Origin of the sequence: Brevundimonas sp. UBA7506 (assembly GCF_002479495.1) — a bacterium.
Classification (GTDB): domain Bacteria; phylum Pseudomonadota; class Alphaproteobacteria; order Caulobacterales; family Caulobacteraceae; genus Brevundimonas.
The window spans coordinates 161,127-179,902 of record NZ_DLNQ01000010.1; the positions used below are offsets into that span (position 1 = coordinate 161,127).

General features: G+C 64.5%; 12 protein-coding genes. 4 read left to right on the forward strand and 8 right to left on the reverse strand.

The window, feature by feature from the left end:
* Nucleotides 1-219: 219 nt before the first annotated feature.
* The gene (locus B3K53_RS09730) at nt 220-3,561 is read left to right on the forward strand and encodes a DEAD/DEAH box helicase (protein ID WP_292084033.1); all 3,342 of its coding nucleotides are present in this window, start codon (nt 220-222) and stop codon (nt 3,559-3,561) included.
* Nucleotides 3,562-3,624: 63 nt separating this feature from the next.
* On the opposite strand, the gene B3K53_RS09735 is transcribed toward B3K53_RS09730, so the two are convergent.
* The 6 genes from B3K53_RS09735 to B3K53_RS09760 form a co-directional block, all read right to left on the reverse strand.
* Nucleotides 3,625-4,029, reverse strand: coding sequence for a MerR family transcriptional regulator (locus tag B3K53_RS09735; protein WP_292084034.1), 405 nt, complete (start codon nt 4,027-4,029; stop codon nt 3,625-3,627).
* A gap of 17 nt (nt 4,030-4,046) precedes the next feature.
* Nucleotides 4,047-6,035 carry a TonB-dependent receptor plug domain-containing protein gene (locus B3K53_RS09740; RefSeq protein WP_292084035.1) on the reverse strand — a complete coding sequence of 663 codons (1,989 nt, stop codon included), beginning with the start codon at nt 6,033-6,035 and terminating at the stop codon, nt 4,047-4,049.
* 42 nt (nt 6,036-6,077) lie between these two features.
* Nucleotides 6,078-6,689 (reverse strand): cation transporter, encoded by a 612-nt coding sequence (locus tag B3K53_RS09745; RefSeq protein ID WP_292084036.1) that lies wholly within the window; start codon nt 6,687-6,689, stop codon nt 6,078-6,080.
* Nucleotides 6,690-6,885: 196 nt separating this feature from the next.
* On the reverse strand, nt 6,886-9,996 hold the full coding sequence (locus tag B3K53_RS09750) for a metallophosphoesterase (RefSeq protein WP_292084037.1): 3,111 nt from the start codon (nt 9,994-9,996) through the stop codon (nt 6,886-6,888).
* 764 nt (nt 9,997-10,760) lie between these two features.
* Nucleotides 10,761-11,033, reverse strand: a complete 273-nt coding sequence (locus B3K53_RS09755; RefSeq protein WP_292084038.1) for a hypothetical protein — start codon at nt 11,031-11,033, stop codon at nt 10,761-10,763.
* Between the two features lie 43 nt (nt 11,034-11,076).
* Nucleotides 11,077-11,640, reverse strand: coding sequence for an SOS response-associated peptidase (locus B3K53_RS09760; protein ID WP_292084039.1), 564 nt, complete (start codon nt 11,638-11,640; stop codon nt 11,077-11,079).
* Between the two features lie 195 nt (nt 11,641-11,835).
* Here B3K53_RS09760 and B3K53_RS09765 point away from each other — a divergent pair, with 195 nt between their 5' ends.
* Entirely contained in the window at nt 11,836-12,594 is a 759-nt protein-coding gene (locus tag B3K53_RS09765) for an ImuA family protein (protein WP_292084040.1), read from the forward strand.
* Nucleotides 12,509-14,029, forward strand: a complete 1,521-nt coding sequence (locus B3K53_RS09770) for a Y-family DNA polymerase (protein ID WP_292084041.1) — start codon at nt 12,509-12,511, stop codon at nt 14,027-14,029. Before B3K53_RS09765 ends, B3K53_RS09770 begins: the two co-directional genes overlap by 86 nt.
* A 5-nt stretch (nt 14,030-14,034) precedes the next feature.
* Here the strand turns inward: B3K53_RS09770 and B3K53_RS09775 are convergent, their stop codons facing one another.
* Both B3K53_RS09775 and xth read right to left on the reverse strand, forming a co-directional pair.
* Nucleotides 14,035-14,511: a DUF3833 family protein gene (locus tag B3K53_RS09775; protein WP_292084042.1), complete on the reverse strand. Its 477-nt coding sequence runs from the start codon at nt 14,509-14,511 to the stop codon at nt 14,035-14,037.
* A gap of 48 nt (nt 14,512-14,559) precedes the next feature.
* Complete coding sequence (gene xth, locus B3K53_RS09780) at nt 14,560-15,360, reverse strand: exodeoxyribonuclease III (protein WP_292084043.1); 801 nt, start codon at nt 15,358-15,360, stop codon at nt 14,560-14,562.
* A 104-nt stretch (nt 15,361-15,464) separates the two neighbouring features.
* Between xth and B3K53_RS09785 the strand changes: the two genes are divergently transcribed.
* Nucleotides 15,465-18,710 carry an error-prone DNA polymerase gene (locus tag B3K53_RS09785; RefSeq protein WP_292084044.1) on the forward strand — a complete coding sequence of 1,082 codons (3,246 nt, stop codon included), beginning with the start codon at nt 15,465-15,467 and terminating at the stop codon, nt 18,708-18,710.
* Nucleotides 18,711-18,776 lie beyond the last annotated feature (66 nt).

Below are 18,776 nucleotides of genomic sequence, written 5' to 3' on the forward strand. Positions count from 1 at the left end.
ACGTTTTGGTCGACAATTCTGCTAGCTCCGCCTCGCGCCATGTGCGGACACTCGCGTCTCGGCCAGAAGCCGACATTAGCCTGCGACTAAGCGGGTCTCCTCGCGCTAATCGCTATTTGGCGAAAAAAGCTCGCTTGAGCAGGTAAACGACTCCAGTGACGCTACGCTCGATGCACGTGCCACCTTCGATGTCGGATTCACTCTTGCCACGCGCTACCCATGGGACGGCCGATCAGCGCTGATCCGATCGAGCAGGACGATCTCTTTGCGGAGGACGTCACTCTCGACCTTCCCCCGGTCTTCGCACTTGAGGGTAGGTTGCTGGGCAGCCCCATTCGCCAACAAGCACGCCCCCAGACGAAGATCGACTGCCGGCTTAAGCCATTCACCTTTCGCCGCACCAGCGGATTCAAGGCCAACCTTTCTTCAGGCGAAACACTGGTCGTCGTCGGTTCCAAGACATCCACCAAGTTCGAAGCCGATCTCGTCCTGTTAGCGCCAGGCGCTGTTCACGCCGGCGACGTCGCAGCGATCCTCGAACGGGGCGACGGTCGGTGGCTTTTTCCATTACCCGTGGACCCTTCTTCCTTGAGTGACGAAGAGATGCAGGCGCGTCTCGGCGCAGTCACACTCTCATGGGAAGACGCAGTTCATCTGCGAGAGAGTCGACCCGCGGCTGTCGGACGGCCGGCGGCTCCCGGCCTCAGGCGACCCCAGATTGGCGCCCTCCACGCCGCTTTGGCGCACGCGACGCGATCTACGCAACCTGCGACAGTCGTGATGCCGACTGGCACCGGCAAGACGGAAACGATGCTGGCGCTCAACGCCCGGCAGCGATTCGAGCGTCTTCTTGTCGTGGTGCCCACCGACGCGCTTAGGGACCAAATCGGCCGCAAGTTCGAGTCCTTCGGCGTGCTTAAGGCCCAAGCTTGCCTGGACGACGCTGCCATCCACCCGGTGGTGTTGCGCCTGTCCCATATTCCAAGCTCCGTTGCAGAGGTCGACGCGATCTTTAATCGGGCGAACGTCATGGTGACCACTATGCACGTCGCGGGTCGAGCGGATGCGGACGTCCAAGAGCGGATGGCAGCACGAGCGGACGCATTGTTCATCGACGAAGCGCACCACATTGGTGCGCGGACCTGGACTGAGTTTCGTCGGCTGTTCGCTGACCGAAGCCCCCCAATCCCGGTCGTCCAGTTCACAGCCACACCCTTCCGTGAGGACGGTCGGCGCGTGGATGGTGAGTTCATCTACACGTACCCGCTGAAGAAGGCGCAAGAGGAAGGCTACTTCAAACCCATCCGCTTTGAGGCCGTGTTCGGGCTTGAGCGTGATGACGCGGACCTAGCTATCGCGCAAAAGGTCGGCGGCACCTTGGAAGCCGATCTCGGTGCCGGGCTGAACCATCTCGCGATGGCACGCTGCAACACGATCGATCGCGCGAAGCAGCTGCACCGTCTCTACTCGGATATCTATCCGCAGCACCGGCCGGTGATCGTCCACAGCCAACAGTCGATGCGTGAGCGGTCGGAAAATCTCGCCGCGCTTCGCAGTTTCAACAGCAGAATCATCGTCTGCGTCGACATGCTGGGCGAGGGCTTCGACCTCCCCGAATTAAAGATCGCTGCGCTGCACGATCACCACAAGAGTGTCGCAGTGACGATCCAGTTTGTCGGCCGGTTCACGCGGCAGGACCCCACCCTTGGCGACGCCACAGTCATCGCCAATACCGGCGTCGACGACATCGATCGCTCCCTCGCTAAACTCTATGCCGAAGATGCCGACTGGAACGCGTTGGTCGAGGCGCTGAGCTCAGCACGCATTGAGCGTCAGGTCCGTCGGGCCGAGATGTTCAGGGGTTTCGTCGGCACATTGAACGACATCCCCTTGCAGACCCTCGAGCCCAAGATGAACGCGGTGGTCTATAGGACTTCGTGCGTCAACTGGGATCCCTTCCGCGCCGAGGATCTCCACGACGCCGGCGTGTTCCTCGGCATGAAGGTGAATCCCCATCAGGGCGTAGCTATCTTCGTCACCCGCGCGGAAGAACAGGCGCCTTGGACAAGCGCTCAGCACGCGATCGACGTAACGTGGGACCTCCACATGATGCACTGGGACGCGTCGACTCGTCTGCTTTACGTAAGCAGCTCCGTTAAAGGGACTTTCGACCGCCTCGCGAAGGCCGTCTGCGGCGAGGATGCGCGGCGGATCGAAGGCGAGGACGTCTTCCGCAGCCTCGCCGGCTTCAAGCGGCTTATCCTCCGCAATCTCGGTTTGACCCACCACCAAGGACGCGGCGTTCGTTATTCAATGTACATGGGGGTCGACGTTGCCGAGGGCCTCGACAACGCGAAGTCACAAGCCCGCATCAAGAACAACGTTTTCGGGACGGGTTTCCTGGACGGCGCGCCGGCAGCTCGTGGCTGTTCGGCCAAGGGAAAATTCTGGTCAATCTCCCGCGTCAGGGACCTGACCGATTGGGTGGACTGGTGTCAGGACATCGGTCGCTCGGTCACCGACGCTGGGATTACCACGGACGGCGTGTTCAGGAGCGCAATGCGCCCCCGGCAGATCAGCGAACGCCCGGCGGTTCCGCCGGTCGCAATCCACTGGCCGGAGTCACTGCTCACCCAGCTCGAAGACAGGGTCGAAATCGCCTTTGGCGACCAAATCGCTCTTCTCACGGAGTGCGATATCGAGCTGGCAGACCATAGCCGGTCCGGTCCCTTGCGCTTCATCGTTCGCAACGACACGCAGGCTGCGGAATTTGATCTGGTCTTCAGCGAGGGAGGGGCTCGCTACCCGCAAACGAAGGGACCGCGCGCGACGATCAAGATCGGTAGCAAGCTGCAAACGCTGTCGGAGGCCTTCGCAGACGACTCGCCGCAGATCGATTTTGGGGACGGGTCCCTATTGATCTACAGCCACCTCTACGTGCTGCCCGAAGGCCAGACTCCTGCACCGTATCCACCTGAGAAGATCGACACCTGGGACTGGAGCAAGACCGACATTCGCGCGGAATCCCAAGGCCCCTCCAAGCGGGCAGACTCTGTCCAGCGGCTGGTGATTGAAACCCTTATCGCGGACGAAACGCCCTACGACATCATCTTTGATGACGACGGCGCGGGTGAGATCGCGGACGTCGTCGCCATCCGGGTGACTGAGAGTGTCGTCTACGTCACGCTTTACCACTGCAAATACTCCAGCAACGATGCTCCCGGGGCGCGCGTGAAGGATCTCTATGAGGTCTGCGGCCAGGCGCAGAAATCCGCTCGCTGGCGGGACCGCCCCAATCGCATGTTCCAGCACATGCTGAAGCGCGAAAGGCTCCGCTTGGAGCGAGGGGTGCCGTCGCGCTTCGAACAGGGCACGGCCGCCTCCCTAAAGAAGCTAAAGTCAGGTTGGCAGGACTACCGGTACGAATACGACGTGAAAATTGTACAGCCCGGCCTATCGCGCAGGGCAGTTGGCGAGGAGGGTCTTCATCTGCTCGCCGGCGCGGAGACCTATCTGCTTGAAACGCGCGCCATGCCTTTGAGAATTATCGCAAGCGAGTGAGCCATCTCCGGAGTCGCTCCTGCGCCATTTGCGGACATTGGCGCTCCGCCTGAATGCCGACATCTATTCGGCCTGCACTGGCCCCAGGGCCTCGATGATCAGACAGGTCGAGATCGTCCCCTTCCGACACTGCGACAGCAGGGCCGACAGTTCGCGGCGCAGGGCCTCCAGATCCGCGATCTTGCGCTCGACCTCGACCAGATGGGCGCGCGTCAACTCGTCCACCGTGGCGCAGGACTGATCGCGGCGATCCGATAGAGCGAGAAGATCGCGCACCTGCTCGATGGAGAAGCCCAGGTCGCGGGCGCGGCGGATGAAGGAGAGGCGGTTTAGTTCCTCCTCGCCATAGGCGCGGTAGTTGCCTTCGGTGCGGGCGGGCGCGGTCAGCAAGCCAATACGCTCGTAGTAGCGGATGGTTTCGACCTTGGTCCCGGTCCGCCGCCCTAGTTCGCCGATGCTCAGCGTCACGCCCGCCTCCGGTTCTGTCAGTGGCCGCCGCCAAAGCGGATGCGCACACCGCCATTGACGGTGAAGCCGTCGGTCGGCCCCCAGGCCTTGGTCGTCCAGAGGCCGTCGTTGGCGCGCTGCGGCAGCAGCAGGGGATGATGCTTGGTCACGCGTTCATTCAACAGGTTCTCGGCGTTCAGGAACAGGCTGTAGCGGCCCAGGATGATCTCGCCCAGCAGGCCGACCTCCAGATAGGAGGGGCTTTCGCTGCGCCAGGGATTGTCCTCCAGGGCCTGCTTGCCGGTGTAGTAGATTTCCAGCCCCAGACGGCCCCGGTCGTGTTCTTCCCACATGGCGACGAATCCAGCCGTGTGGCGTGGCGTGACGAAGGTGTCACGACGCGACAGGCCGTCGTCTTCCGGCTCGGTCGCATCGACGAAGACATAGCTGCCGGTCAGGGTGAAGGGCGCGCGGCGATAGCGCAGCAGGGCCTCCAGCCCGCGCGTGCGGGTCACGCCGTCGACATTGATCAGGCGGATGCGCTCCGGCCCTTCGTCCACGGCGCGGACGGCGTCGTCCAGGTCGGAGCCGAACAGGGTCAGGTTGGCCTCGATCGGTCCGTGGCGATAGCCAACGTCCAGCGAGGCGGTCCGGGCGACCTCCTCCTTCAGCCCGCGCAGCGGTTCCAGTCGCGACAGGCCGTTCGCCTCGGTCACGTCAACGAAGGGCGTCGGGGCGAAGAAGCCCTGACCCGCCGAGGCGCGCACGGTCCAGCGATTGGGGCGATAGAGGACCGACAGGCGCGGGCTGAACTGGCCGCCGTATTCGCTGTGCTGATCGAACCGGGCGCTGCCGGCGAGCGTCAGTTCAGGCGTCACCTCATGCTCGACCTGGGCGAAGACGCCGGGGACCGTGTAGGTGTAGTCGAAGTCCGAGAAGGTCTGGCTGTCATAGCCGTCGGCCTGAACTGCCACCCCGGCCAGCCAGGTCGTGGCGCCGATCTCGGACCCATAGGCCGCTTCCATGAAACCGGTATCGTGACGGTCCTTCTCGAAGACGTCGCCGAACTGATGGTCGTGCGCTTGGGTCATGGCCGAGGCGCGCAGGTGAAGCGTGCCTGACGCGACCGGCAGGCTGGCGACCAGACCGGCGTCGAAGCGGTCGGTGTCCTGGGCCTGAACAAACGGGCGGCCGTCGGGCGCGACGCGACCCGGCTCGGTGCCGCCGCTGCGGGTTTCGGTCATGGCGCCGACGGTGACAAAGGCCTCGCCGCCGTTCTCGCCCTGCCAGAACAGACGCGGGCGCAGGGACCAGCGCTCATAGGCGGCGATGTCGCTCCAGCCGTCGCCGTCGAGGTCCTGACGGCTCTGACGATGATAGCCGCCGACCAGCGACTGACCCCAGGCGCCCTTGAAGGGCGCCGAGGCGTAGGCCGTCAGGTCCTGCCCGTCGCGGCTGGTGATGTTGGCCAGGATTTCCGTCTCGGCCTCGTCGCCCGGACGACGCGACACCAGATTGATGACCCCGCCGAGCGCCGAGGGGCCGTAAAGGGCCGAGGCCGCGCCCTTGATCACCTCGACCTGACCAAGGTCGGTCGGCGGAATCTGCAACACGCCCAGCGACGACGCCTGCCCGCCATACAGAGGTAGTCCGTCGGCCAGAAGCTGGGTGTAGCGCCCGCTCATCCCCTGCATGCGGATGTTGGCGGCGCCCAGGGCGGGCGAAGTCGTCTGCACCCGCACCCCGCCGGTCTCGTTGACCAGCATGGCGATGTTGCCGGGCGTCATCAGCAGCTTTTCCTCGATCTCCTCGCGGCCGATGACCTCGACGCGGATCGGCTCATCCTGGATGCGTCGGCCGGAGCGGGTCGCCTGGACGATGACGTCCTCGACCTCGGTCGCCTCGTCGTGATGGTCGTCGTCGTGGGTCTCCTGCGCCAGAACCGGAGATGCGGCGCCAGACATAATGGCGGCGACCGCCGCAAGGATCAGGTGACGGCCACGAAGTGAGACGAAGGAAGAGGACACGCAGGCTCCGAAGCGATCAGGAAGCAGGAAAGGAATTGAGGATCAGGCGACCGGCTTGTGCCGAGATTCGACCTCGAAGGGACGGCGCGCTGGCGTCGTACGCACTAGCTTCAGTTCAGCGCGAGCGTGGCGGATCACCTGCCAGCCGCCTTGCAACGCCAGCCCCGCCATGACAGCGGCGACCACCAGGTCCGGCCAGCGCGTGCCGGTGCCGAAAACGCCCCCTGCCGCCAGCATGACCGCCAGATTGCCGATGGCGTCGTTGCGTGAGCAGATCCACACCGAACGCATGTTGGCGTCGCCCTTGCGGAAGCCGAACAGCATGACGGCGGTCACGACATTGGCGATCAGGGCCGCCAGACCGATGACGCCCATCACCTCGGCCGCCGGCGTCTCGCCGCGCCAGACGCCCCACAGGGTCGCGCCCGCCACCCAACCGCCGAAGATCAGCATGGTCGCGCCCTTCACCAGAGCCGCACGCGCTCGCCAGACCAAGGCCAGACCCACGACGCCCAGACTGATGCCGTAGTTGGCGGCGTCGCCCAGAAAGTCGAGCGCGTCCGCCTGAAGCGCCGCCGATCCCGACAGCAGGCCCGCCACGCCCTCGACCGCGAACATCCCGGCGTTGATCGCCAGCGCCAGCCACAGGGCCAATCGCCAGCGTCCCTCGGGAGGCCGATCCGTTTCGCACAGGGTGTCACCACAGCAATTCGCCATGTGCGCGTCATGCACCCTGTAGCGGCTATAGGGTCAAGAGGCCCTTGTCTGGACTGCGCCATGAACGGCCGTACGCATCTGTCCTACGAAGCGACTCTTTCTATCTCCGCACCCCGCCTAGCAAACCAATCAGTTACCTTGGAGGCTTCACCAGCCGTCCAACGTATGCGTTGAATCCTATACGCTCGCTGTAGTTCTTTCTCAGCTTTGTCTTGTAATTGAGAATCCCTGCCTCATCCCTCGCCTTCGGTGGATTTAGCTCAACTGTAACATCAACCAACCGGTCTATCGCTCGCGCTTCATCTGCCCTTTCCAAGGGAACCAGCGTCATCGCATCGACGTACAGCCGCACCAGAACTTCCTTCAAGAGCAGGCTGTCAACGTCAGACGTGATGTCCGGAATAAAGGCGAGGGCCTCCGACAGATCCGCTTCGATGTTCTGTGCAAACAGCGCCGACCTAACCAGCTCGCTCTCCTCCTGCGTTCTAAGAGCATGAGCTGCATTGAAGAAACTAGGACTTCCCGACCACGTCGCAAAATTCTTGTAAAGGCTGTACATCATGCTTCGCAGGATCAAATAAAATCGGTTCTCAGGCACCGCTAAGTCACCGACATAGTCCGCTTTGAGCGAGTTGCCTCTAAACGCGATCTCACCACCATCTGCCAAGTGCTGAGCGATCATAGGAAGGCTGTGTAGGCTGGTCAGCAGGACGCCCCTCAACCTGCCGAAGATCTCTATCCGTTCGGACTGATCCAACGTCCTTGTGACCCCGAGAATGGATGCACAAAGCTGCAGAAAGACGGCCCCACGCTCTTCGACAGCGAACCGAACCCGCTTGGTGCGGCCGACGGATTTCGGCTCCTCAAACCGTAAGGACGTAGGATCATCTGCGTTCTGAATCTCGCCCAGCCGCTCCATGATACCGTCCTGGATGGCGAGCGAGCTTCCAGGATGTGCCTCACGCACGGCCAACGTAGCGCTTTCCCGGATTTCATCGACAATGGGAGCTACTTCGGCTTGGAAATCGTCAATGAGCGTCAGGATCTCGTCAATGCGGGGGCGATCGCTGGGGTTTTGCGCAACGTAGAACTCAGCGACCGATGGGTAGGTCAAAAGCCCGTCAGTCGACATAATCGAGGATCTGAACGCCGCATCTTTCCCCATATGCTTGGCGAGGAAATAATCCTCGATACTAAGCATCATAAAGCCATACCCAACGTCGTAATCTCGTAGAACGAAACTCTTGATGAGGATGTTGAGAATGACATCGGGATCGAACCTCTTCGTCTGGATGCCTTTACGCTCAACGAAATCCGCCACGAGCCCGTAGAATCTTGCTTTAGTTAAATATGCGTCCTCCCGCTGCATAAGCTCATACGCGATCAGTCCGATGAACGTCTCCAGCATCTCCATGTCTACGGGCTGGTGCGGCATTATCTCTTTGTGTGCCGCGCGGATCCGTTCCGAAAGTAAGTTCTCAATCAGTAGATAACGGTTTAGCGGCTCAACAGAGGCATCCGACAGAAACACGTCAACCATACTATTTACGTAGAATATGGTTCTCGGGGCGCGCAGGTTGTTGATAGACCTAAAGACTTGCTCAACGACGGCTCGCGGCCGTTCAACCGCGCGACCGCTCTCGTGATTTTCAATCATGCGCAGAACGGTCGGAAGGGTGGTGTCGATGAGTTGGTAGTAGGTTACCCCGTCCTTGCTGAAAGCAGCCGGAGCGCGTGACGGCATATATTTCTGGCCGCCGCGCGTGGCGATGGTCCAACGCAAACCGGCATGGTCTTTAAAAAACCGCTGAAAAATGCTGAGCGCCAACGATATATTGGGATCAAAATTGTCGAAGAATAGTTCGACCTTCCCAACAGAGACGAGATATTCGGCTTGATTACGAGAAAGCCCAAGCGCGACCAATCGGCGGTAGATGGTTTCCCCAAGATCTTGGTGGGCCTCAATGAGCCTGTAGTCGACGACGAGCGCAATTTTACGCCCGTCCTCGAAGTCGGTGCCATTACGACGAGCGCACAGATAATAGAGAAATGAGCTCTTCCCGCTCAATTCGTCACCACTGATCACCCGATTGTTTACGTCCGCCTCAAAAGCGGACACGTTCGTGCGCTTGCTGCTGAATTGATCCGCGGGGAAACGGGTGACGTCTGGTGGGACGAAGCTGGTCTCTCGTCGGCCGGATGCAGCGAATAGCTCTTCGTTGGCCCGTTCCCTGGCCGCCTCCGCAGCCTGATCAATGACGCTAGGCTCGAAGAACGCCTCCGTTCGTTCCCAGAACTGACGCGCCTTTGCGGGCGCTACATTGGTCGATGAGGCTGGAGTAAGATCGAAGCCTCCAACCCGTGGATCAAGAGAGTAGTGCCTGACAGCAACGCTATTGGAGGAGGTTAGCCAAGCAACTGCCACTTGATATGGGACTCCGACTTCCGCCGAAGCTCCAGCTTGAACTGTTGCGAAGTCGCCTTTCGAGGTCTCAGTCCACTCCACCCCGCGGTCGTGAATGTGACCAGTGAACAGTCGGCACTGGCGAGCGGAGAGAAACTCTTTCAGGTCGTTTCCGCAGTTGTCGGCAAACCACGAGAGTGGGTGATGGGTGAGGACGACCGCATGCTTTTTGATCGCAGAGAAGCTACCAGCTAGCTCGGAAGCCAACACAAACAGCTCCCCCTTATCGCCGCTTCCTTTGCGACTGTACGCGCCCGCCAAACCATTGAGGCAAACGATCTGTTGGCCGTCGCACTCGAAAGTCGCCAACCTAGGCTGGGCGGCTGTTACTGACTGATAGCCGTGTCGATCGACAAATGCCAAGTACGCGGAAAGCTTCTTGCCAAGATCACGCTCGATATCAGCTTCACAGATTTTCTGCGCAACGTACTGACCTTGCACGAGACGCTCATCTTCTGCGACGGCCTCGCGGTCCAGCTCATGATTGCCTGGCACCAAGAACACGCGGTCTGGGTCGATCCCAAGCACCTTGAGCAGCGGTTCCAACAGTTCACTTTGAACCGCGTCGAAATCTGAGACCTCTCTCGCCGGGCTGACACCCCCGCTCTGAACGATATCGCCAGTGATGACTACACAGGGCTTTCCACCCAGGGTCCCGTTGGCCTTAAGCGCTGACGCTAGGTCCAAGATTGAGCGCACCGACGCTACCGCAGCGTCACGGAGCTGACCGCTTACTTCGCTTGTGAAGTGGAGATCACTGATGTGGAATACGTTTAACATTGAGCGTCAGGGTCTTGATCGAACCGGTGTAGCCGTCGCCCTGGGCGATGAAGGATCCGATAGCGGCCATGTCAGTCTCTCCTTTGCTTCGGGCCACGCCTGTCGCGGCCTCGATGGCGATCGGGAGGCCGGGGCCGGAAGGCGCGCAGGGCGAGCGCAGCGAGACCCCGCAGCGCAGCGGAGGACCGGAGGGACCGTCTTTCTTGCTTCGCGAGGAAGGCCGCAGGCCGGGGAAGAAAGTCGTCCTGACGGTTGCGCCAGCCGACCGGTCCCGGTCAGATCCGCCTCACGGAGAGGCCGCGCCGGATGGCGCGAAGGACGGAAGACCGGCCGCTGGACGGAAGCACCTGGCCAGGCGCCCAGCAGGTTTCGGTCTTTCCCTGCCCCTCGGAAGCAAGGCTCCGACCTGGCCGTTTTGAGAATCGACGTCCAATCCTGCCGGACTTCAGATGCGGGCGCCGCTAGGTGAAAGCTCGGAATGGCGGCCCGCCGAGCCTGACGCGGGCGCCCTCGGCAACGTCAGGACCCATCGAATTTGCGGCGGTCCTCTTCGCTCCCGGCTATGGCTGCAGAAGCGAGAAGGACTGAGCGACGGCTGAACTGCGGAGCCGTCCAGCGCATGGCGACGCCGCCTCGCCGCCGCATCCCTTCACTCCATCCTTCAAAGGCGCAGCCAGTCTGCGTGCAGGTCCGCGGCGATGACCTGATCGCTCTTGAACCGGCCTGACCGCGGGACCCGGCCAGGCCTGGCCGGTCGTCGAGCCTCAGTCCGCGGAGGTGAGGCCAAAATAGGGCTCGCCGCGATCAGCGGCTTCGGCGCGGGTCAGGACCTTGGTTTCGAACAGGGATGAGACCACGATCTTGATCCCTCGATGCCGAATGCCTTCGTCCAGGGTCCTGGCGACGTGCTCAACCGCATGGAGGCTGTCGCACCATTCCGCGCTGTTCACGGCGATCAATCCAGGCATCCGTTGGGCGTCGTCCCCGGCGGCCTGCTGCATGGCGTCGAGGGCGGCGGTCAGCTGATCAGGGGTCATGTGCAGCGGTTAATCTGAGTCGGGTCGCCGCCAAGCCTTGCTCCTATGGATAAACCCGCTCGACGAAGAGCGAGCCCGCGGGACCTGGTCTGAGGATCCGTTCGTCCGGCGCGGAAAGGTCGAGCCAGGGCAAGCCGGCCCCTGGCGGCAGGACGACGATCTGACGGTCGTGATAATGGGCCACGTCCGGGCCGGGCTCTGTCGTCAGCATGGCGAAGGCGCCGTCTTTCATTACCCCGGCGATCCAGAACCAGGGCTGGTCGATCAGGGTGAAACACCACCTGGTCTTCTTGCCCGCCACCTTCGGCTCGGTGAATTCGTAGAAGCCGTCGGCGGGGATGAGGCAGCGGGTCGATCCGGCGAAGGACCGGCCCTCGGACCGGAAGTTGAAGACCGGCTTTCCGGTCGGCCCCTTCCAGGCCCAGGGCGTCGTCACCAGCCGAAGGCCGCCCTCCCCGGCGAGGACGACGGGCGCGCGATCGCCGATCCGGTAGTCTTTCGGCTCAAGGTTCGGCGAACCCTCGGGCATGGCGAGCGTCCGGCCGCTATCGCTGAAGGGCGCCGCCAACTGGTTGACGGGAACATGCAGGCGATAGTTGTTGCACATGGTCCCGTTCCAACGCCCCAAACCCCGTTCGGCTTCCTCTGACCCGGTTTGACGCCCTGTTCCGCCCGGCGGCGCGGGAGAGCCGCAAAGGATTCACAGGGATTCGCAAAGCGGCGCCGCAAGGGACCGTTGACTCCGGACCGAATTGAGAACCAGAACAAAACAGGAACTTCAGACCTCGGAAAGGAGGCCCTCATGTCAATCCGGCCTGCAGCCGAGCTCGCCGAACTGCGCGCCCGTATCCAGAATCTGGAAACCGGGGATCGCCGATCCGCCGGCGTCCTGCCTTTCGGGGTCGCCCCTCTCGACGCCGCCCTGCCCCAGGGCGGGCTGATCCTGGGGGCCCTTCACGAGGTGGCCGGGGGCGGAGACGGGGCGGTCGACGGCGCGGCCGCGGCCCTTTTCGCTGCGGGAATCGCGGCCCGCCTGTCAGGTCCGGTCCTGTGGTGCGTCACCCGGGCCGACCTCTTCGCCCCGGCCCTTCAACAAGCCGGCCTCGACCCGGGGCGTCTGATCTGTCTTGAGGCCGCGGACGAGACGAGTCTGCTGGCCTGTTTCGAGGAAGGACTGCGCCACGGGGGGCTCGCCGCCGTGGTCGCCGAGACGGCCAGGCTGTCAATGACCGCATCGCGGCGTCTGCAACTGGCCGCCGAGATTTCGGGGGTGACGGGCCTGGCCATTCGTCGATGGCGACGGGCCGCCGAAGCGGCGGATTTCGGCCAGCCTACGGCGGCTGCGACCCGCTGGCGGATCACGCCCCAACCCTCCTCGCCCCTGCCTGCGCCCGGCGTCGGTCGGCCGCGCTGGCTCGTGGAACTGCTCCGCTGCCGGTCAGGCGGCTGCGCCGATTTCTCTCTGGAAGCCTGTGATGAAAAGGGTCGTCTCTCTCTACCTGCCGAACTGGCCCATCGATCGGTTGCGCCGGCGGCTGGGCGAGGCCGCGCCGCCGCCTGAGGCGCCGATCGTTCTGATCGGACGGGATCGGCGCCGACGCCTTCTCACCGCCTGCAACCCTATCGCGCGAGCCCTGGGCCTGCGGCCCGGCATGGCGGCGACCCAGGCTCACGCGCTCGCGCCCGGACTTTCGTCCTTCGCAGCCGATCCCCTGGGCGACGCCGCAGCCCTTGAACGCCTCGCCTGTTGGGCGCTTCGCCTCTACGCCCCGGTCTGCGCCGCGGACGGCCCCGACGGTCTGGCGATCGACGCCACGGGGGCGGCCCATCTCAAGGGCGGGGAGGCCGAGCTCATCGCCGACATGGAGGCGCGACTGGCGGCGGCAGGCGTACAGGCCCGGGGCGTGATCGCCCCCGCCTACGGGGCGGCCTGGGCGGTCGCCCGCTATTCCTCCGGACCCGCCGTCGTGGCCGAAGGCCAGGTCGGTCGAAGGCTCGGCCCCCTGCCCCTGGCCTGCCTGCGTCTGGATCCGGACCTGGTCGATGGACTGCGCCGCATGGGCTTCGAGACCGTTCTGGATCTGGAACGGCAGCCCCGCGGCCCCTTGACCCTGCGGTTCGGACCCGAGGCCGGGCTAAGGCTCGACCAGGCCCTGGGCCGGGTCTTCGAGCCGATCATCCCCGTGATCGAAGCGGAGCAGCCGCGCGCCGAGCGCCGCTTCGCCGAGCCCATCGGGGCGGCCGAAACCCTCTCACATCAAGTCGGCCTGATGGTCGAGGATCTCTGTCTCCAACTCGAGCGGTGCGGTCTGGGCGCCCGCCGGCTCGACTGGCTGTGCCACAGGGTCGACCATCGCGTCGAGGCGGTGCGGGTGGGGCTGGCCCGCCCGGTGCGTGACCGGGATCGGCTGTCACGCCTGCTGCGAGACAAGATAGAGACCATAAACCCGGGATTCGGCATCGAGCGCATGACGCTCGCGGCTTCCATCACCCTGCCGCTGGACTGGCGACCCGGCTCAACCGGCCTGAGCGACAGCGAGAACCCTGACGTGGCGGGTCTGGTCGATGTCCTGGCCAACCGCGTCGGCGCCCGCCGCCTCTACAGCGTGGCGTCGGTCGAGAGCGACGTCCCCGAGCGCTCGGTGCGCCGCGCCGCGCCGCTCGGCGGGACAGAGGCGTCCAGCTGGCGCACGGACTGGCCTCGCCCGATCCGGTTGTTCCCCACCCCTGAACCGGTCGAGACCCTGGCCCTGCTCCCGGACAATCCCCCGGCCTGGTTCACCTGGCGCGGCGTCCGCCGCCGCATCCGCCGTGCGGACGGTCCCGAACGCATCCATGGGGAATGGGGCCGCAGCGACGCCGAGATGTGGGCCGTGCGCGACTATTTCCAGGTGGAGGACGACGGAGGCGACCGGTTCTGGCTGTTCCGCGCGGGCGACGGCGAGGACGCCCGGACCGGTCCCCAGACCTGGTTCATCCACGGGAAGTTCGGATGAATCCTTCAGCCCTCCAGGCGACGATAGAGGACATGGGCGGTGGCGAACGGCAGGCCCATGCGGCCCGCGACGCCTTTCACCATCACCGCGGTTTCGTCGATGCGATAGAACCAGTCGTCGAAATTCAGTCTGGTCGAGGTCCCGTCCTTCTGAGGCACGTCGCGACTGTAGCGCCAATGAAAGGCGCAGCCGGCCTGGTCGCCTTCGGCTTCGCCGTCGACGCGATCCTCGCGCCCGCTATAGCGACCATCGCCGAGCGGCCGGATGCACCAGTTCAGCGTATCGACATGACCGTCATAGAAGGTCCAGGTCTCGGTGAAGACCAGTTCGCTTCCATCGAAGTGTCCGCGCGCCGCCACGGTGAAGCGCTGCTGCAGACCGCCGGTCATGCGCTCCAGCACGCCCCAGCCCTCGAGGCGGGCGCTGAGAAAGGTCTCGGGGCGGTATTCGGGGGTCGTGCCCGTGAAGTCGGAAATGTTCATATGGGGGTTCCGCAAGAAGAAGGCCTCCCGACCAACCCCGCAGCAGCGTCAGGGTTTCGCCCTGGGCCGGACAGTCTCGTCGGCGACCTCGATCCAAACGGGCGCATGATCGCTCGTCTTCTCCCAGCCGCGCACCTCCCGATCAACCTCGGCGCGGCGCAGACGAGGCTGGAGCGCCGGGCTCAGCAGGAGGTGGTCGATACGCAGGCCGCTGTTGCGGGCGAACCGGTTTCGCAGATAGTCCCAGAAGGTGTAGACGACCTCATCCGGATGCAGGGCGCGCAAGGCGTCGCACCAGCCCTGATCCAGCAGGCGGGCATAGGCCTCGCGCACCTCGATCCTGAACAGGGCGTCGTCGCGCCAACGTTCGGGGGCGTAGACGTCCAGATCGGTCGGCATGACGTTATAGTCGCCCGCCAGAACCACGGGCGCGTCGCTGTCCATCAAGGCCTCCGCCCGCGCTGCAAGTCGTTCAAACCAGCGCAGCTTGTAGTCGAATCTGGGACCGGGCGCGGGATTGCCGTTAGGCAGGTAGAGGCAGCCCACGATCACCCCCTTCACCGCCGCCTCGATATAGCGGCTCTGCAGGTCGTCGGCCTCTCCGGCCAGGCCGCGTCGGGTCTCGACCGGGGTGTCGCCCCGCGAGAGGATGGCCACGCCGTTCCAGCTCTTCTGTCCCTGCCAGACGGCGCCATAGCCCGCCGCTTCCAGGGCGGCGATCGGAAAGGCCTCCTGCGGAGCCTTGAGCTCCTGCAGACAGACAATGTCCGGCTGGCGCAGGGCGAGCCAGCGCAGCAGGACCCCGAGCCGTCCCCGGACGCCGTTCACATTATAGGTCGCGATCCGCATGCCTGTGGCCAACGCCCCCGGCCGGCGGATGTTGCAACGCGACTCGCTCCTCCCCGCGCAGCAGCGAGAACCGTCCGCCTTCCTCCGGCTCGGCGCGATCGGGCATGACCGACCACCGCTACGTCGAGCTCCAGTGCGCCTCGCACTTCTCCTTTCTTCGCGGCGCCAGCGCCTGTGAGGAGCTGTTCCATCAGGCGGCGGTCTGCGGCATCGAGGCCCTGGCCGTCACTGACCGCAACAGCCTGGCCGGCATGGTTCGCGCCCACGAGGCCGCCAAGGCTGCGGGAGTCCGGCTCATCGTCGGCTGCCGACTGGAGCTGACCGACGGAAGCGCCATCCTCGTCTATCCCATGGATCGGCCGGCCTATGCCCGCCTCTGCCGCCTGCTGTCGCTGGGGAAGCGGCGCGGGGGCAAGGCCCGGTGCCTTCTGGGCTGGGAGGACCTGGAGGCCTATGCCGAGGGCCTGATCGCCATCCTGGTCTCCGACCACGCGGACGACGTCACGCGGCGCCGACTTGAGCGGCTGCGGGCCGTCTTCGCGGCGGAGGCCCATCTCGCCCTGACCCTGCAACGCCGTCCCCGGGACCAGATGCGGCTGCATGAGCTGTCAATGATGGCGGAGGGCGCAGGGGTGAAGACGGTCGTCACCAATGACGTCCTGTTTCATCATCCGGACCGGCGCATCCTCCAGGACGTGCTCACCTGCATTCGGGAAGGCTGCACGATCGACAGCCTCGGGTTCCGCCGAGAGCGATCTGCGGACCGGCATCTGAAACCGGCCCGGGAGATGCACCGCCTGTTTCATCGCCACCCCGAAGCCCTGGCCAGAAGCCTCGAGATCGCCGATCGCTGCCGTTTCTCCCTGGACGAACTGGCCTATCAGTATCCGCATGAGGCCGGGCTGCCCGGTTTGACGCCGCAACAGGCCCTGGAGCGTCTGACCTGGCAGGGGGCCGCGGGCCGCTACCCCGAAGGCCTGCCGGACAAGGTCCGCAAGCTCCTGGAGCATGAGCTCCGACTGATCGCCGACCTGGGTTATGCGCCCTACTTCCTGACGGTTCATTCCATTGTCCGCTTCGCGCGCAGCCGTGAGATCCTGTGTCAGGGCCGGGGATCGGCCGCCAACTCCGCCGTCTGCTTTGTCCTGGGCGTCACCTCCATCGACCCGGAGCGCAGCGACCTGCTGTTCGAGCGTTTCATCAGTCAGGAGCGCAAGGAGCCGCCGGACATCGATGTCGATTTCGAGCACGAGCGGCGCGAGATCGTCATGCAGTGGATCTTCGAGACCTATGGCCGCGACCACGCCGCCCTGTGCTCGACCGTGATCCGCTACCGCTCGCGCGGCGCCCTGCGCGACGTGGGCAAGGCCCTCGGGCTGAGCGAAGACCTGATCAGGTCGCTGTCCTCCCAGGTCTGGAGCTATTCAAGCGACGGCGTCGAGGATCGGCACGCGGAGGAACTCAACCTCAACCTTCAGGACCGTCGGCTGCGCCTCGCCCTCGACCTGTCGCGACAGCTGATCGGCTTTCCCCGTCACCTGAGCCAGCACCCGGGAGGCTTCGTCCTCACCCATGACCGCCTGGACGACCTGGTTCCCATCGAACCGGCGGCGATGAAGGATCGCCAGGTGATCGAATGGGACAAGGACGACATCGACGCCCTGAAGTTCATGAAGGTCGATGTCCTGGCTCTGGGCATGCTCAGCTGCATGAAGCGCGGCTTCGACCTCCTGGCCGAGCACAAGGGCGTCCATCTCGATCTGGCGTCCATCCCGGCCGAGGACCCCCGCACCTACGCCATGATCCGCAAGGCGGACACCCTGGGGGTCTTCCAGATCGAGAGCCGGGCCCAGATGGCCATGCTGCCCCGCATCAAGCCGCGCACCTTCTATGACCTGGTCATCGAGGTGGCCATCGTCCGCCCCGGTCCCATCCAGGGCGACATGGTCCATCCCTATCTGCGCCGCAGGGAGGGTCGGGAGCCCGTCGTCTATCCCAGGCCGGAGCTCGAGAAGGTTCTGGGCAAGACCCTGGGCGTTCCCCTGTTTCAGGAACAGGCCATGCGGGTCGCCATAGAATGCGCCGGCTTCACCGCCTCGGAGGCTGACCAGCTGCGGCGCGCCATGGCCACCTTCAAGTTCACCGGCGGGGTCAGCCATTTCAAGGACAAGCTGATCAGGGGCATGGTCGAGCGCGGCTACGCCCCCGACTTCGCCGACAGGACCTTCAGCCAGCTGGAGGGCTTCGGCTCCTATGGCTTCCCGGAGAGCCATGCGGCCTCCTTCGCCCTGATCGCCTACGCCTCCTCCTGGCTCAAATGCCACCACCCGGACGTCTTCTGCGCCGCCCTGCTCAACGCACAGCCGATGGGCTTCTACGCCCCGGCCCAGATCGTCCGCGACGCGCGCGAGCACGGTGTGGAGGTCCGACCGGTCTGCGTCAACGCCAGCCGCTGGGATTGCAGCCTGGAGCCGACCCGCGAGGGCTTCGCCGTCCGGCTCGGCCTGCGGATGGTCCGAGGCCTCTCCAATGGCGAGGCCGCCCGGCTCGTCGCCGCACGGGAGGATCGCGCCTTCACCTCGCCTGACGATATATGGCGTCGCGCCGGCGTCCCGGTCTCGAGCCTGGTGAAACTGGCCGAGGCCGACGCCTTTCGGCCGTCGCTCGCCCTGGAGCGCCGCGAGGCCCTGTGGGCGCTGAAGGCCCTGCGCGACAACCCCTTGCCCCTGTTCGCCGCCGCCGATGAAAGAGACCAGACCCATCGACCCGAGGTCCCCGAGCCGCCCCCTTCGCTTCGCGCCATGACGCCCGGCCGGGATGTCGTGGAGGATTACAACCATATCGGCCTGACCTTGCGTGACCACCCGCTGACCTTCCTGCGCCACGCGCTGGAGAGGCGTCACGTCATGACCTGCGCGGACGGCACGGCCATGCGGGACCGGCGTCTGACCCGCGTCGCGGGCCTGGTCCTGGTCCGTCAGAAGCCGGGCAGCGCCAAAGGGGTGATGTTCATCACCATCGAGGACGAGACCGGCATCGCCAACCTGGTGATCTGGCCCCGTCTCTATGAAGAACAGAGGCGGATCGTCCTCGGCTCCAGCCTGCTGATCGTCGACGGCAAGGTGCAGAAGGAGGGAGAGGTGGTCCACATCGTCGCCACGAGGCTCTACGACGGCGCCGACCTCCTGGCCTCGGTCGGCGATCACGGCGACGCCTTCCCCCTGCCCCATGGACGCGGCGACGAAGTCCGCCGCGGCGGCGCCCCGGATGCGCGCAGGCCCAGGGCCCGGGACATCTACATTCCCGACCTGTCCCTGGACGCCGTCAAGGTGAAGTCGCGGTCAAGGTGACCGAGATGATCGAGGCGGGACGATCAAAAGGGAAGGTTCGCCCCTATCCGACGCCGTTCGCCCCCG